Below are 15,813 nucleotides of genomic sequence, written 5' to 3' on the forward strand. Positions count from 1 at the left end.
CCGCCGCGCCGCGGCCTCACTTCGGATCGAAGGGGGCCGCCACCGCCAGTTCGGCCAGGCGGAGTGCGCCGTCCAGCGAGCGTGCTCCGGCGATGAAGCGGCCGTTGTGGCAGAACACCGCATCGGCCACGCCGCTGGCCGCCGCCAGCTCGGCCTCGCGCAGGCCGGCCCAGGCGCGCGGCAGATCCTTGCGCGCCGTGAACGACTGCGGCTCCACAGTCACCACATGCACCTGGTGCTGCTCGTCGCTGGCGTCGGGGTAGACCACGAACCACAGGTCCGGCATCTCGGCACTGGCCACGTCGCGCCAAGGCAGGCCGCCGCGCGGCAGCACCAGCACGCGGCCGTCCAGCAGCACCCGTGCCTCGCGCACCTGCTGCGCGCCCTGGTGGCGGGCGCGCTGCTGGTCGAGCGCGGCCAACAGCAGCTGCGTGACCACGCCCATCGCCTGCTCGAAGCGCGCCAGCGCGGCGGCATCGTCCTGCGCGGCGCTGCCGCGCCGGTCCCAGGGCAGGTTGAACTGCGCCAGCAGCGCCGACAGGCCGAACAGCCCCGGCGCGGCATTGGCGGCGCCGGTGTCGGCCCGGTCCAGGTGCTGCACCAGTTCGCGGTCCAGGCTGTCGGCAATCGCCTGGACGAGCGTTGGCTCCGTCACGCCGCACTGCTGCGCAACCAGGGCCGGACCGTGCGCAGCCCACACCAGGCCGGCACTGGCATAGACCACGCCGCTGGCGCGTGCGCCGTCGAAGCCGCGCTGGTGGTGGTCGAAGCGGCCGCGGGCGGCGTCCCATTCGCCGCCCACGTCGACGGCGTAATCGGCGGCGGCGATCAGCGCGGCGTCGCGTGTGCGCAGCAGCGTCGCCTCGGGAAACAGCAGCCGCAGCACGGCCACGCCGAACACGTCGTCCGCGTGGAAAGAGCCGTTGTGCGTGGCGATGGTGGTGGAGCGGGTCGTGGTATGCATCGTGTCGTGCCTGGGTAAGAAAAAAGGGCCGGGAGCATCGGCTCCCAGCCCTTCATGCGCAAGCCCTGGCGCTCAGGCCGTCAGTGTCGCCAGCGCGTCGTTCAGCGTCTTGCTGGGGCGCATGATGGCGGCGACCTTGGCGTCGTCCAGCTTGTAGTAACCGCCGATGTCCACCGGCTTGCCCTGCACCTCGAGGAGTTCCTTGGTGATGGCGGCTTCCTGCTCGGTCAGCGTCTTGGCCAGGGGCGCGAACTTGGCGGCCAGATCCTTGTCTTCCGTCTGCGCCGCCAGTTCCTGCGCCCAGTACAGCGCGATGTAGAAGTGGCTGCCGCGGTTGTCGATCTGGCCGGTCTTGGGGCTCGGGCCCTTGTTGTTGTCCAGCAGCTTGCCGGTGGCCGCGTCCAGCGCCTTGGCCACGATCTTGGCCTTGGCGTTGTTGTTCTTGATGCCCAGCTCTTCCAGGCTCACGGCCAGCGCCAGGAACTCGCCCAGCGAATCCCAGCGCAGGTGGTTCTCCTCGACCAGCTGCTGCACGTGCTTGGGTGCGGAGCCGCCGGCGCCCGTCTCGTACATGCCGCCGCCGGCCATCAGCGGCACGATGGACAGCATCTTGGCCGAGGTGCCCAGCTCCATGATGGGGAACAGGTCGGTCAGGTAGTCGCGCAGGATGTTGCCGGTGGCGCTGATGGTGTCCAACCCGCGCACCACGCGCTCCAGCGTGTAACGCATGGCGCGCACCTGGCTCATGATCTGGATGTCCAGGCCCGAGGTGTTGTGCTCGTGCAGGTACATGCGGACCTTGGTGATCATCTGCGCCTCGTGCGGACGGTACTGGTCGAGCCAGAACACCACCGGCATGCCCGAGTTGCGCGCGCGTGTGACGGCCAGCTTGACCCAGTCGCGGATGGCGGCGTCCTTGACCTGGCACATGCGCCAGATGTCGCCCTTCTCCACGTTCTGCGACAGCAGCACTTCGCCGGTGTTCAGGTCGGTGATGTTGGCGACGCCGTCTTCGGGCACCTCGAAGGTCTTGTCGTGCGAGCCGTATTCCTCGGCCTGCTGGGCCATCAGGCCGACGTTGGGCACGGTGCCCATGGTCTTCGGATCGAAGGCGCCGTGCCACTTGCAGAAGTTGATGATCTCCTGGTAGATGCGGGCGAAGGTCGATTCGGGCATCACGGCCTTGACGTCCTTCAGGCGGCCGTCGGCACCCCACATCTTGCCGCCGTTGCGGATCATGGCGGGCATCGAAGCGTCCACGATGATGTCGTTGGGCGAATGGAAGTTGGTGATGCCCTTGGCGGAATCGACCATGGCCAGCTCGGGGCGGCCCTCGTGGCAGGCGTGCAGGTCGCGCTTGATCTCGTCCTGCTTGCTCTGCGGCAGTGCGGCAATCTTGTTGTACAGATCGACCATGCCGTTGTTGACGTTGACGCCCAGCTCCTCGAACAGCTTGGCGTGCTTCTCGAAGGCGTCCTTGTAGAAGATCTTCACGCAGTGGCCGAACACGATGGGGTGCGAGACCTTCATCATGGTGGCCTTGACGTGCAGCGAGAACATCACGCCGGTCGCGTGCGCGTCCTCGATCTCCTTCTCGTAGAACTCCACGAGCGCCTTCTTGCTCATGAACATCGAGTCGATGATCTCGCGGTCCAGCAGCGAGACCTTGGACTTGAGCACGATGGCCTTGCCGCTCTTGGTGATGAGCTCCATCTTCACGTCGCGCGCCTTGTCCAGCGTCATCGACTTCTCACCGTGGTAGAAGTCGCCGCCGTGCATGTGCGAGACGTGCGAGCGCGAGGCCTGGCTCCAGTCGGCCATGCTGTGCGGGTTCTTGCGGGCGTATTCCTTCACCGCCTTGGGTGCGCGGCGGTCGGAGTTGCCTTCGCGCAGCACCGGGTTCACGGCCGAGCCCGTGCACTTGTTGTAGCGCGCGCGGATGTCCTTCTCTTCGTCGGTCTGGGCGTTCTCGGGGTAGTCCGGGATCTTGTAGCCCTTGTCCTGCAGCTCCTTGATGGCGGCCTTGAGCTGGGACACCGAGGCGCTGATGTTGGGCAGCTTGATGATGTTGGCCGAGGGCTTCAGCGTGAGCTTGCCCAGCTCGCCGAGGTTGTCGGGCACGCGCTGCTCCGGCGTCAGCAGCTCGGGGAACTGGCCCAGGATGCGGCTGGCGACCGAGATGTCGCTGGTTTCCACCTCGACGCCTGCCGGTGCGGCGAAGGCCTGCACGATCGGCAGGAAGGAATGCGTCGCCAGCAGCGGCGCCTCATCGGTGAGGGTGTAGATGATCTTGGGTTTGGTCTCTGCCATGACGGATTCCTAGGCGGTGGTGAAACGGTGAAAAAAGGGGGCGGTCAGGCCAGTGCCTTCTCGAACAGGCCGCGGGCGATGACCTTGAGCGCCAGAGTCTCCTCGGCGCCCTCGAAGATGGACAGCACGCGGGCGTCCACGAAGTAGCGGCTCACGGGCGTCTCCTCGGCGTAGCCCATGCCGCCGTGCAGCTGCAGGGCTTCGCGCGTGAGCAGTTCGGCCGAGCGGCAGGCCAGCAGCTTGATCTGCGCGGCCTCGATGCGGCCGTCGGCGGCCTCGAGCCGGTTGCCGACGGCGTAGGCGGTCTGGCGGCAGGCCGCCAGGCGCGCAGCCATGTGGGCCAGCTTGGACTGGGTCAGCGGGAAGCCGATGAGCGGCTGGCCGAAGACCTTGCGGTCCTGTGTGTAGTGCAGCGCCTCGCGCAGCGCGGCGCGCATCACGCCGGTGGCGCGCGCCGAAGTCTGCATGCGCCCGCCGACCATGCCGGCCATGTTGAAGTAGAAGCCCTTGCCCAGGCCCGCCTCGCCGCCCAGCACGTGGCTGTCGGGCACGAAGAAGTCCTCGAACGCGAGCTCGTAGGAATGCATGCCGCGGTAGCCGATGGTGGGGATGGCCTTGCCGCGCAGGCGGCCGCCACCTTGCGGCTGGAAGTCGAAGGCGTGGTTCTCGGTCGAGGGCTTCTCGACCAGCAGGATGGACAGGCCCTTGTAGCCGGCCGCCTTGTCGGGGTTGGTGCGCGCCACGACCATCAGCAGGCCGGCCTTGCCGGCGAAGGTGCACCAGGTCTTGGCACCGTCCAGGCGCCAGCCCCCGGCGACGCGCGTGGCCTTGAGCGCCAGGCTGGCCACGTCCGATCCGTGGTCGGGCTCGGTCATCGCGATCGCGCAGAGCGGCTCGCCGGCAGCGATCCTGGGCAGGAAGGCCTGCTTCTGTTCTTCGGTGCCGCCCGCCAGGAGCGCGCGCGACAGGATCTCGGGCCGCGTGATCAGGCTGCCGGCCGCGCCCAGCGAGGCCTCGGACAGCGCCTCGGTCACGGCGATCATCATGGCCGTGTCGTCGTGCTGGCCGGGCGCGCTGCCGCCGTACGCCTGCGGGATGGACAGGCCGAACACGCCCATCTCGCGCAGCGGGCCGAGGATGGTCTCGGGGATGGTCAGGTCGTGTGCATGGATCTCGGCGGCCAGCGGCGCGACCACCTCCGAGCCGAAGCGGCGGAACGCGTCGCGCGCCATGGCCACCTCCTCGCTGACCGTGACGGGGCCGATCTCGGTCTCGGCCGCGGCCAGTGCGTGGGTGGCAGCCGTCAGCGCGGCGGGGCCGGCCGCGGCCCGGCGCAGCGCCGGCCATTGCGGGTCGGCAGCCCAGGCGCGCAGCGGGGCGCCGTCCAGGTCGGCGTCGATGGCGACGGATTCGAGACGCCCCTGCACGGCACGCATCGCCTCCGTGGCGAACAGCAGCGCCAGCGCGCGGTTTAGGCCGGCGGCGGCCGGCGCCTGCAGCACGGTGCGCGCGGCCAGCAGCTCGGCGCTGGCCCAGGCCAGTTCGTAGGACACCCCCTGGGCCGCATCCAGCGCAGCCGGGTCGAGCCGGCCAGCGCTGCCACAGCGCCGCGCCACGGCCTGCACGGCGGCGTCGAACGAGGCCTGCAGGCCATCGAGCAGGCGGCGGGCAGCGTCAACGAGGTCCGGGTCGGACGTCATGGAAATAGGCTCCGAGGGGTGGGGTCGGGGGCGATGATAGCGACAGGGCCGACGCCCCCTGTGCCAATCGGCCCAAAACCCGCCACTGTATACCGCCGCAATGGCCCCACCGCCAGCACGTATGCTTGCGGGCTTGACCCCGCCTGCGCCCCTGCCCCGCCGCATCGCCCACCTCGACATGGATGCGTTCTACGCCTCCGTCGAACTGCTGCGCTACCCGCAGCTCAAGGGCCTGCCCGTCGTGATCGGCGGCGGCCGGCGCCGGGCCGACAGCGTGCTGGCGCAGCAGGAGAACCTGCCCGTGGCGGAGTTTCCGCGGCTGGGCGACTACGTGGGCCGCGGCGTCATCACCACCGCCACCTACCCTGCGCGCGCCTTCGGCGTGGGTTCTGCCATGGGCATGATGAAGGCCGCCAAGCTGTGCCCGCAGGCCATCCTGCTGCCGGTGGACTTCGACGAGTACCGGCGCTTCTCGCGCATCTTCAAGAGCACCATCCTCGAGATCGCGCCGCTCATGGAAGACCGTGGGGTCGACGAGGTGTACATCGACTTCACCGAGGTGCCCGGCGGCCAACGCGAAGGCGGCCGCGTGCTGGCCCGGCTGATCCAGCGCACCATCTTCGAGCGCACCGGCCTGACCTGCTCCATCGGCGTGGCGCCGAACAAGCTCATCGCCAAGATGGCCAGCGAGTTCGACAAGCCCAAGGGCATCTCCATCGTGCACGCGGCCGACCTCCAGAGCCGCATCTGGCCGCTGCCGGCGCGCAAGATCAACGGCATCGGCCCCAAGGCCGATGCCAAGCTGCAGGCGCTGGGCATCACGACCATCGGCGAGATGGCGGCCAAGGAGCGCGCCTGGCTGGTCGAGCACTTCGGCCGGGCCTATGGCGCCTGGATGCACGAGGCCTCCTGGGGCCGCGACGACCGGCCGGTGGTGACCGAGAGCGAGCCCGTCTCCATGAGCCGCGAGACCACCTTCGACCGCGACCTGCACGCCGTGCGCGACCGCGCCGAACTCTCGGCCATCTTCACGCAGCTGTGCGAGAAGGTGGCCGAGGATCTGCAGCGCAAGGGCTATGTCGGCAAGACCATCGGCATCAAGCTGCGCTTCGACGACTTCAAGATCGCCACGCGCGACCAGACCATCGCGGTGCACACCGCCGATGCGCGGCAGATCCGCCAGGCGGCGGGGCAGTGCCTGAAGCGCGTGACGCTGGACCGGCGCCTGCGATTGCTCGGCGTGCGCGTCGGCACGCTGGCCAGGCCCGGCGAACTGGCCGACAGCGCCGAGATGGTGGACACCACGGGCCAGCTCTTCTGAGCCCGCGCCCATTGCAAAGAATTGCGAAGTCAGGGCATTCGCCCCGGTGACGGCCGACGCCACCTCTAGAATCCACGGCCAATACAAATCATTCTCATCCGCTTCACGAGCTTGCCCGGCCTGGGGCGATGACCGCGTCGCCGCTGGCGCCCGCACCCCGTTTTTTCTCAACCACAAGGAAGATTGCATGAACAACCGACGTCCTGCCGCCAACACCTTCGCCGTCTGGGGTCGTCCTGTGCAGACCGTGCTGGCCGTGTCGATGGCACTGGGCCTGGCGGCCTGCGCCTCGGGCCCGCGGTTCGATGCGCAAGACGCTGCCGCGTTCAAGGGCCGTGTCAGCCTGGCAGACACGCCCGTGGTGCTGGCCGGCAAGCCCGTGACGCTGGCCGGCAGCGACTTCAAGCCCGGCCAGAAGGTCAGCCTGAGCTACGGCGGCGCCGAACTCGGCCAGACCGCCACGGCCGACAAGGACGGCAAGTTCCGCACGCAGTTCGTGCTGCCCGCCGCCGCCGAGCCGGGCCGCTATGCGCTGGTGGCCAGCGCCACCAACCCGCCCGCCTCGTTGCTGGTGCCGCTCAAGATCTCGCCGGACGTGCCGCTGTCGGGGCAGGAACGCTTCAGCGTGCAGTCGCAGACGCTGGTGCCGGGCCTGTACCAGGCGGGCTACTCGGCCAGGACCGACCGCGTGTTCGTGACCTCGGCCGTCGGCCGCCCGCCGGTCACGCGCAGCGAACTCGTGAAGGTCAACGCGCAGACGCTGGCCATCGAGCAGCGTGTGACGGCCCCCGCGGCCCCCGCAGCACCGGCCCGCCCCGGCGCGCCGGCCCCCGCCGCCAACGCCCTGCCCGGCCTGTACGCGGTCTACGGCATCGGCGTGGACGATGCCAACGGCAATGTCTGGGTCACCAACACGCGCCAGAACACCGTGGCCGTGTACCGCCAGTCGGACCTGGCCATCGTCAAGCAGTTCGAGCCCGGCGTGGTGCCGCATGCGCGCGACGTGCTGGTCGACGGCGTGCAGGGCAAGGCCTACGCCACGCCGGTCGGCGAGCCGCAGATCGCCGTGTTCAGCACCAAGACTCCGGCCTTCCTGAAGAACATCCCGGTCCAGAGCACGCTGCGCGGGCCCAACGCCAAGGACTTCTCGCCCATGAGCCTGGCGCTGGACACCGCCACGAGCCGCCTGTTCGTCGTCAGCGGCGGCGGCGAGGTGGCCATCATCGACACCAAGGCCGACAAGGTGGAGAAGGTGTTCGCGGTCGAGACCGCCGTGTCGGCCTCGGGCATCGCCTACGACGCCCAGACCGACCGCATCTTCGTGGCGGCCCAGGGCTCGGACAACGTGGTCATCGTCGACGCCAAGACCGGCAAGACGCTGCACGACGTGAAGGTCGGCGCTGGCACGTTGAACGTGACGTTCGACCCGGTCAAGCGCGTCGCCTACGCGGCCAACCGCGCCAGCGACACCGTGACCATCCTGGACGCGGACGGCAAGATCCTCGGCAACCTGGACGTGGGGAGCTTCCCCAACCACATCGCGTTGGACGGCAAGGGCACGGCCTTCACGGTCAACAAGGCGCGTGGCTCGGAAGACGGCGAAGGCGACCGCATCGGCCGCATCACGGTGCGCTGAGCGGCATCCTGGCTCCTGAAGAACGCCCCGCTCTGCGGGGCGTTTTTGCTGTCAGCCGCCGCAAAAGCGCAGCACGCGCTGCGCCGCCACCATGACCACCGAGGCATGGTCCTCGTCGGGGAAGACACGGAACGCGAGCCGGTCCGCGCCCAGCCAGGCCTGCAGGTCTTCGGCCAGCGCCTGGGCGCTGCCGACCATGCGGCGCTGCGCCCGGCGCGCGACCAGTTGTTCGTAGCCAGGGTGCTGGCGCTGCCACGGCGGGACCTCGTCCTCCCAGGCGCCGGCGGCCATGAACACGCGCAGGTCCGGCTGGCCCGGCAACGCCGCCGCCAGGGCCGCGCGCAGGCCCGCCTCGTCCCACCAGACCGAGGGGCTGACAGCCGCCCAGGTGCGAAAGGCCTGGGGCCGCGCAGCCAGCGCCTGCAGGACGAAGTGGCCGGCGAGCGAATGGCCGAACAGCGCCTGGCGGGCGGCGTCCAGCGGCAGCTCGGCGCGCAGCGCCGGCATCAGTTCGTCGGCGATGAAGGACAAAAACGCCGGTGCGCCGCCCACGCTGCCCGCGGCCGGCGCGGGCTCGCCGGCCGCCGGGCCGGCCGTGAAGTCGCGCCGGCGCAGCGCCTCGGCGAACAGTTCGTCGCCGTCGTGCGCGATGCCGACCACCGCGGTCGGCACGATGCCGGTCGCATCGGGGCGCCGGCTGGAGCGGCGCACGAGTTCCACGAAGGTGCCGAACAACGCGTTGGCGTCCAGCACGCAGATGGCTGGAAAGCCACCAGGCGGCGGCGTGCCGGGCGGCACCCAGACACTGATGCGGTAGGCCTGGCCATTGGCCCGGGCCGGCCAGCGGCGCGTCCGCGCGCCCGGCAGTTCGAATGCCAGCCAGTCGCCGCTCACAGCACGTCGTCCACCATGATCTGCAAGCCACCACCCGAGCAGTGCTCCACGCGCGCCTGCACACCGTAGACCTGGGCCAGCGAGGCCGGCGTGATGGCCTCGGCCGGCGCGCCCGTGGACACCACCGCGCCCTGCGCCAGCATGACGATGCCGTCGGACCAGCGCGCGGCGATCTGCAGGTCGTGCAGCACCATGATGGCGATCATGCCCCGCTCGCGCGCGAGTTCCTGCACCAGCCGCATCACACGCAGCTGGTGTTGCAGGTCGAGCGCGCTGATGGGCTCGTCGAGCAGCAGCACGTGCGGCTCGCGCACTAGGGCCTGCGCCAGCGAGACCAGCTGGCGCTGGCCGCCCGACAGGTGGTCCAGCCCCTCCATTGCCAGCCGCAGGATGCCCACGCGTTCGAGCACGGCCACGGCGCGCCGCTGCGCGGCCGCGTGGCTGTCGCCGCCGGGATGGCCGGTGCTGGATGCCTGCAAGGCGCCCAGCACGCTTTCGAGCACCGACAGCGCCACGCCCTGCGGCAGGGTCTGCGGCATGTAGGTCACGCGGCGCGCGTGCTCGGCCAGCGGCAGGCCGACGAGCTCCTCGCCGCCCAGCCGCACCGAACCCCGCGCCGGCTGCAGGCCGGCCAGCGCGCGCATCAGCGTGCTCTTGCCCGCCGCGTTGGGGCCGACCAGGGAATGCACCTCGCCGGCGCGCAGGTCGGGCAGGTCCAGGCCCTGGATGATCTGGCGCTCGCGGTAGCCCGTGGCCAGGCCGCGCACCTGCAATGCACCGTGCTGCTTCATGCGCGATCTTTGCTGCGGAAGATCAGGAACAGGAACACCGGCACGCCGACGATGGCCGTGACGATGCCCACCGGCATGATCGCGCCCGGCACCAGCGTCTTGCTGGCCACCGAGGCCAGCGACATGATCAGCGCGCCGCAGAGCACGCTGGCCGGCAGCAGGAAGCGGTGGTCCTCGCCCAGCAGCAGCCGCGCCATGTGCGGGCCGACCAGGCCGATGAAGCCGATGGTGCCGGCGAAGGCCACCGAGGTCGCGGCCAGCAGGCTCACGCGCAGCAGCGCGAGAAAGCGCAGCCGGCCCACGTCCACGCCGAAGCTGCGGGCACGGTCCTCGCCCAGGCGCAGCGAGGTCAGCCGCCCGGCCGCCAGCAGCGAGAACGGCACGACCAGCGCGAGCACCGCGGCGAGCACGCCGACATGGCCCCAGGTCGCGCGCGAGAGCGAGCCCATGCTCCAGAACACCAGCTGCTGCAGCGCCTCCTGCGAGGACAGGAACTGCACCAGCGCCACCAGCGCGTTGAACGCGAACACCAGCGCGATGCCCAGCAGCACCACGGTCTCCACGCCCGCGCTGCGCCGCCGCGCCATCAGCTGCAGCAGCAGCACCGAGCCGAACGCGAACAGGAAGGCGTTGAGCGGCACCATCCACTGCAGCGGCACGAACGGCAGGCTGATGCCCAGCACGATGGCCAGGGCCGCGCCGAACGAGGCGGCCGACGACACGCCCAGCGTGAAGGGGCTGGCCAGTGGGTTGTTCAGGATGGTCTGCATCTCCGCGCCGGCCAGCGACAGCGCGGCGCCGACCAGCACGGCCATCAGCGCATAGGGCAGGCGCACCTGCCAGACGATGGCCTGCTGCGGCGGGCTCAGGGTCTCGGGCGAGAAGATGCCGCCCAGAACCTGGGCGGCCGTCAGCGACGAGGGGCCGGTCACGAGGTCGAGCGCGAACGCGGCCACGCACAGCACCGCCAGGCCCGCCACGATCAGCATGCGGCGCACCACCAGGCGCCGGTAGGCCGCGAGCACATCGCCCGCGCGCACGGGCAAGGTCGCGCTCATTTCAGGCTGGTCCAGCCGGCGCCCTGGTAGGGCACGGCCAGGAACCTGCTGTTGATCTCGGCCAGCGTCTTCGCCGGGTCGACGTCCTTGAACAGCTCGGGATGGATCCAGGTGGCGAAGGCCTCGATCGCCACGATGTCGATGGGCGAGTTGATGAGCTGGTGCGCCAGGCCGAAGGTCCGCCCGGTCTTCACGGCCGAGAGCGTCGCGATGCCCTGGCGCTGCGCCACCGCCGCCAGCGAGGCGCGTGCGCGCGCAGCGTCGTAGCCCGCCCCGAGCACCAGCCCGCCGGCCTTCTCCAGGTGCGCGCCGCCGGTGGCGATGTAGACCTGCGGGTCGCGCGACATCACGTACTCGATGTTGAGCTTGCCGGTCGGCGCCTTGAGCACGTCCGCGCCGATGTTGTGGCCACCCACGAAGTCGATGTACTCGCCCATGTTGCCCTTGCCGGGCGAGTTGCAGCAGTCGCCCGTCATGCCCGCATGGGCTTCGAGGAACACCGTGGGCCGCGCGTTCGGCGCGAGCCTGGCCACGCGCTGCGCGATCCTGTCCACATGCGCGCGCCGCCATGCGATGAAGGCCTCGGCCCTGGCCTGGCCGCCCGTCAGCTGGCCCAGGATGCGCAGGCTGGGCTCCTGGTTCTTGAACGGGTTGTCGAAGAAGTCGATGAAGACCACCGGGATGCCGGCGGCCTTGAGCTGCGCGGTCTGCGCTTCGGTGGGGCCCGAGCCGACCGAGACCACGGCCACGTCGGGCGCGGCCGACAGCACGGCCTCCAGGTTGAAGCTGCCGGCCGAGGAGGCAACCTGCGGCACGCTGCGCAGCGCCGGGAACTTGGCCAGGAACTGTGCGTAGGTCGCCTCGCCGATGCGGTGCACGTCGCGCGGCCAGGCCGACAGCCACTGCACCGGGTCGGGCTGGATGAGCGACAGCGCGACCAGGAAGCGGCCATCGTCGATGGAAATCTTGCGCACCTGGTCAGCCACGCTCACCTTGCGGCCGTTCAGGTCGGTCAGCTCCGCCGCGCCGGCCACACCGACGGGCACGACCAGGGCGGCCAGCACCAGGCCGCAGGCCAGGATGACGCGGTACAGGCTAGTTTTCAAGAACGATTCCTATCTACGAGGCAAACCGCGGATGTTGCCACAGGCCCTGCTTGCACCGCCGCCACCGGCCCTACGCCAATGCAAAGTATTGCGAAGCAAAGGCCTGATCGGGCCGATGGACATCGTCGGCGCCTAGAATCTACTACTACAAATCATTCGCATCTGGCTGCTGAACCCACCTGCTCGGGCGGGGTCGTGCAGACCGCGTTGGCGCTGGAACTGCCCGGCGCGCTGGCTCCTTCACATCCCTTGTCCGACCTCGCCGCCCTCCCCAGCCATTCGCCGCCATTGCCGCGCCGCAGCCTGCTGCTGGCGCTGGCCGGCACCGGCCTGCAAGCCTGCGCAATGGCCGGCCCGGCCGCAAGCCCCCGCCGCAGCGCGCAGTTCGGTCTCTCGTCGGCCGACGGCCAGCGCCGCTACCGCGTGCAGCTGCTGCTGCCCCCTGCCAGGCCGCCAGCTGCAGGCTACCCGCTGCTGGTGATGCTGGACGGCAATGCCGCCTTCAGCGCGCTGACCGATGCCCCGCTGGCGCGCCAGGCCGAGACCAGCCCGCTGGCCATCGCCGCGCTCGGCTACGAGACGGAGCAAGACCTGGACGTCACGGCCCGCGCCTTCGACTACACCCCGCCCGTGCCCGGCGAAAGCCCGACCTGGGACGACGCCCAGCGCCAGCGCCCGGCCGGCGGCGCCGACCTGTTCCTGGACCTCGTCGCGCAGCAGGTGCTGCCCACCATCGGCCAGCACGCGCCCTGCGACCCGGCGCGCACCACGCTCTGGGGCCATTCCTACGGCGGCCTGCTTGCGCTGTACACGCTGTTCACGCGGCCGCAGCTGTTCGCACGCTATGCCGCGGCCGATCCTTCGCTTTGGTGGCACGACGGCCACCTGTTGTCAATCGAGGAACGCGCGCGGCCGCTGCCGGGCGGCCGGCCCACCCAGCTGCTGCTGATGGCCGGCGGCGCCGGCACAGCCACGCGCTCACAACGGCCCGGCATGGACGAGGAGGCCCGCAGCCGCCGCGCCATGCTCAGCGACGCCACGCCGAAGATGGCCGAACGCCAGGGCCGGCGCGCCGGCCTGGACGTGCGCTTCCAATCCTTCCCGGGCGTCGGCCATGGCCCGATGCGGCAGGCCTCGATCCCGCCGACGCTGGCCTTCGCCGCCGCCTGACCATGGACGCCACTTCCCCTTCCACCGCCGTCCCTGCCACGCCGCCGCCCATGGGGCCGCTGGTGTTCGCCGCGCTCACGGGCACCATGGCCATGATGGCCTTCGTCGCCGTGGTCGGCCCCATCGTGCGCCGGCTCGGCTTGCCCGAGTGGGTGGCCGGCCTGTCGGTCACGGCCGGCGGCCTGCTGTGGATGCTGCTGGCGCGCTGGTGGGGCAGCGTGGGCGACCGGCGCGGCCGCAAGCCCGTGCTGCTGATCGGCTTCGCCGCCTTCGCCCTGGCCTACTGGGCGCTGGCGGTGGGCATCGACCTCGCGCTGCGGCAGAAGATCGGCGGCCTGGCCGCACTGGCCCTGCTGGTCGGCGCGCGCGCCATGATCGGCGCCTTCTACGCCGCCGTGCCGCCGACCGCCGCCGCCGTGGTGGCCGACCATACGCTGCCGCGCGAACGCCCTGTCGCCATGGCCAAGCTGGGCTCGGCCAACGCCATGGGCCTGGTGCTGGGCCCCGCCGCCGCCGGCTGGCTGGCCGGCCACGACCTCTCGCTCGCGCTGTACGCCGCCGCCGCACTGCCCGTCATCGCGCTGGCCGCGGTCTGGCTGCTGCTGCCGGGCGGCAGGCCCGCTGCCGCGCAGCGCCCGCCCGGCGCCAAGCCCATGGGCCTGCTCGACGCCCGGCTGCGCGTGGCCGCGCTGACCGGCTTTGCGGCCATGGGTTCGGTCGCCATCGCCCAGGTGCTGGTCGGCTTCTTCGCCATCGACCGGCTGGCCCTGCCCGTGGACCAGGGCGCACGCGTGGCCGGCCTCGCGTTGACCTGCGTGGGCTGCGCACTCATCGTCTCGCAGCAATGCGTGATGCGTTTCAAGACGGTGCCGCTGGCGCGCTGGATCGTGCTGGGCGCGGCCATCGCCGGCTGTGGCTTCGCCAGCGTGGCGGCCGTGCAGTCGCAAGGCATGCTGCTGGCCAGCTACGGCGTGATGGCCTTCGGCATGGGCCTGATCTTCCCGAACTTCCAGGCCATGGCCGCCAACGCCGTGCAGCCGCACGAGCAGGGCGCCGCTGCCGGCACGCTGTCGGCCGCCCAAGGCCTGGGCATGGTGCTGGGGCCCCTCCTCGGCACCCTGCTCTACCGCGTCTCGCCCGCCCTGCCCTACCTGCTGGTCGGTGGCGCGCTGTGGGCACTGGCCCTGTTCTCTCACGTGCGCCTGCGGCGCGCGACCACCGCATGACCGACCCCTTGATCCCCCTGCGCCAGACCTGGCCTGCCGACCTGGCCGCGCGCTACCGCGCCGCCGGCCACTGGCGCGGCGAGACCTTCCCCGCCCTGCTGCGCGAGCGTGCCCACCGCTTCGCCGAGCGCACCGCCATCGTCGGTGGCGACGAGCGTTGGACCTATGCCGAGCTGCACCGCCGCGCCGAGACCATTGCCGCCGGCCTGCTGGCGCGCGGCCTGCGACCGGGCGAGCGTGTGGTCGTGCAGCTGGGCAACATCGCCGCCTTCTACGCCGTCGTGTTCGGCCTGTTCCGCGCCGGCCTGGTGCCGGTCTATGCGCTGCCCGCGCACCGCAGCACCGAGATCGCGCACTTCGTGCGCAAGGCCCAGGCCGCGGGCTATGTGGTGGCCGACCGGTACGACGGCTTCGACTACCGCACGCTGGCCCGCGAGCTCCTGGAGCTGGACCTGGGCCTGCGCGAGGTCGTGGTGGTCGGCGAGGCCGAGGAGTTCACCGCGCTCGCCAGCCTGGCCGGCGACCCGGCCCTGTTGCCCAGGGAAGACCCGGACCCGCAGTCCGTCGCCTTCCTGCAGATCTCGGGCGGCTCCACGGGCCTGTCCAAGCTGATCCCGCGCACGCACGACGACTACATCTACAGCTTCCGCGCCTCCAACGCCATCTGCGGCATCACGCAGGATTCGGTCTACCTGGTCGCGCTGCCGGCCGCGCACAACTTCCCGATGAGCTCGCCGGGCGCGCTGGGCGTGTTCCATGCCGGCGGCACCGTGGTGCTGTCGCCCTCGCCCGCGCCCGAGACCGCCTTCGCGCTCATCGCACGCGAACGCGTGACCGACACCGGCCTCGTGCCGCCGCTCGCGCTGCTGTGGGCCCAGGCCGCGGCCAGCACGCCGCACGACCTCAGCAGCCTGCGCGTGCTCCAGGTCGGCGGTGCCAAGCTCACGCCCGAGGCCGCGCGACGCGTGGTGGCCGGCCTGCCGGTCAAGCTGCAGCAGGTGTTCGGCATGGCCGAGGGCCTGGTCAACTACACGCGACTGGACGACGACGAAGACACCATCCTCGGCACGCAGGGCCGCCCGATCAGCCCCGACGACGAGGTGCTGGTGGTGGACGACGCGGGCCAGCCCGTGCCCGATGGCGAAGTCGGCTACCTGCTCACGCGCGGCCCCTACACCATCCGCGGCTACCACAACGACGACGCCGCCAACGCGCGATCGTTCACGGCCGACGGCTTCTACCGCACCGGCGACATGGTGCTGCGCCAACCGGGCGGCTACCTCGTGGTGCAGGGCCGTGCGCACGACCACATCAACCGCGCCGGCGAGAAGATCTCCGCCGAAGAGGTGGAGGACCACCTGCTCGCGCACCCGCAGGTGTTCGACGTGGCCGTGGTCTCCATCCCCGACGACTACCTGGGCGAGCGCATCTGCGCCTTCGTGATCCCGCGCAGTGACGACAAGCCGCGCCCGCCCGAGATCAAGGCCTGGATGCGTACGCGCGGCGTGGCGGCCTTCAAGATTCCTGACCAGATCGTGTTCGTGGCGGCCTTCGACCAGACCGCTGTCGGCAAGACCAGCCGCAAGGAACTGCGCGCCCGTTTGCGCGCCGAATTTCTGGCCAACGAGGCCAAGTGA

At 70.8% G+C, this 15,813-nt stretch carries 12 protein-coding genes; 5 read left to right on the plus strand and 7 right to left on the minus strand.

Annotated features, from left to right (window positions below):
• Positions 1 to 16: 16 nt before the first annotated feature.
• From DES41_RS00500 to DES41_RS00510, 3 genes are all read right to left on the minus strand, one after another.
• Entirely contained in the window at positions 17 to 964 is a 948-nt protein-coding gene (locus DES41_RS00500) for an MYG1 family protein (RefSeq protein ID WP_114464940.1), read from the minus strand.
• Between the two features lie 72 nt (positions 965 to 1,036).
• Positions 1,037 to 3,274, minus strand: a complete 2,238-nt coding sequence (locus DES41_RS00505; protein ID WP_114464942.1) for an NADP-dependent isocitrate dehydrogenase — start codon at positions 3,272 to 3,274, stop codon at positions 1,037 to 1,039.
• Between the two features lie 44 nt (positions 3,275 to 3,318).
• Complete coding sequence (locus tag DES41_RS00510) at positions 3,319 to 4,974, minus strand: acyl-CoA dehydrogenase family protein (RefSeq protein ID WP_114464944.1); 1,656 nt, start codon at positions 4,972 to 4,974, stop codon at positions 3,319 to 3,321.
• Between the two features lie 100 nt (positions 4,975 to 5,074).
• Between DES41_RS00510 and DES41_RS00515 the strand changes: the two genes are divergently transcribed.
• Both DES41_RS00515 and DES41_RS00520 read left to right on the plus strand, forming a co-directional pair.
• On the plus strand, positions 5,075 to 6,295 hold the full coding sequence (locus tag DES41_RS00515) for a Y-family DNA polymerase (RefSeq protein WP_114464946.1): 1,221 nt from the start codon (positions 5,075 to 5,077) through the stop codon (positions 6,293 to 6,295).
• A 187-nt stretch (positions 6,296 to 6,482) separates the two neighbouring features.
• Complete coding sequence (locus tag DES41_RS00520) at positions 6,483 to 7,931, plus strand: YncE family protein (protein WP_114464948.1); 1,449 nt, start codon at positions 6,483 to 6,485, stop codon at positions 7,929 to 7,931.
• A gap of 51 nt (positions 7,932 to 7,982) precedes the next feature.
• On the opposite strand, the gene DES41_RS00525 is transcribed toward DES41_RS00520, so the two are convergent.
• From DES41_RS00525 to DES41_RS00540, 4 genes are read right to left on the minus strand one after another with little or no spacing between them, the layout of a single operon-like run.
• On the minus strand, positions 7,983 to 8,825 hold the full coding sequence (locus DES41_RS00525) for an alpha/beta hydrolase (RefSeq protein ID WP_170168058.1): 843 nt from the start codon (positions 8,823 to 8,825) through the stop codon (positions 7,983 to 7,985).
• Complete coding sequence (locus tag DES41_RS00530; RefSeq protein ID WP_114464952.1) at positions 8,822 to 9,616, minus strand: ABC transporter ATP-binding protein; 795 nt, start codon at positions 9,614 to 9,616, stop codon at positions 8,822 to 8,824. Before DES41_RS00530 ends, DES41_RS00525 begins: the two co-directional genes overlap by 4 nt.
• Complete coding sequence (locus DES41_RS00535; protein WP_114464954.1) at positions 9,613 to 10,674, minus strand: FecCD family ABC transporter permease; 1,062 nt, start codon at positions 10,672 to 10,674, stop codon at positions 9,613 to 9,615. Before DES41_RS00535 ends, DES41_RS00530 begins: the two co-directional genes overlap by 4 nt.
• Positions 10,671 to 11,780: an ABC transporter substrate-binding protein gene (locus DES41_RS00540; protein ID WP_211332862.1), complete on the minus strand. Its 1,110-nt coding sequence runs from the start codon at positions 11,778 to 11,780 to the stop codon at positions 10,671 to 10,673. Before DES41_RS00540 ends, DES41_RS00535 begins: the two co-directional genes overlap by 4 nt.
• Positions 11,781 to 12,029: 249 nt before the next feature.
• Here DES41_RS00540 and DES41_RS00545 point away from each other — a divergent pair, with 249 nt between their 5' ends.
• From DES41_RS00545 to DES41_RS00555, 3 genes are read left to right on the plus strand one after another with little or no spacing between them, the layout of a single operon-like run.
• A complete protein-coding gene (locus tag DES41_RS00545) occupies positions 12,030 to 12,950 on the plus strand; it encodes an alpha/beta hydrolase (RefSeq protein ID WP_170168059.1) in 921 nt (306 codons plus the stop codon).
• A gap of 2 nt (positions 12,951 to 12,952) precedes the next feature.
• The gene (locus tag DES41_RS00550) at positions 12,953 to 14,176 is read left to right on the plus strand and encodes an MFS transporter (RefSeq protein ID WP_211332863.1); all 1,224 of its coding nucleotides are present in this window, start codon (positions 12,953 to 12,955) and stop codon (positions 14,174 to 14,176) included.
• Positions 14,173 to 15,813 (plus strand): (2,3-dihydroxybenzoyl)adenylate synthase, encoded by a 1,641-nt coding sequence (locus DES41_RS00555; RefSeq protein ID WP_114464960.1) that lies wholly within the window; start codon positions 14,173 to 14,175, stop codon positions 15,811 to 15,813. Before DES41_RS00550 ends, DES41_RS00555 begins: the two co-directional genes overlap by 4 nt.

Source organism: Pseudorhodoferax soli, assembly GCF_003337555.1.
Classification (GTDB): domain Bacteria; phylum Pseudomonadota; class Gammaproteobacteria; order Burkholderiales; family Burkholderiaceae_C; genus Pseudorhodoferax; species Pseudorhodoferax soli.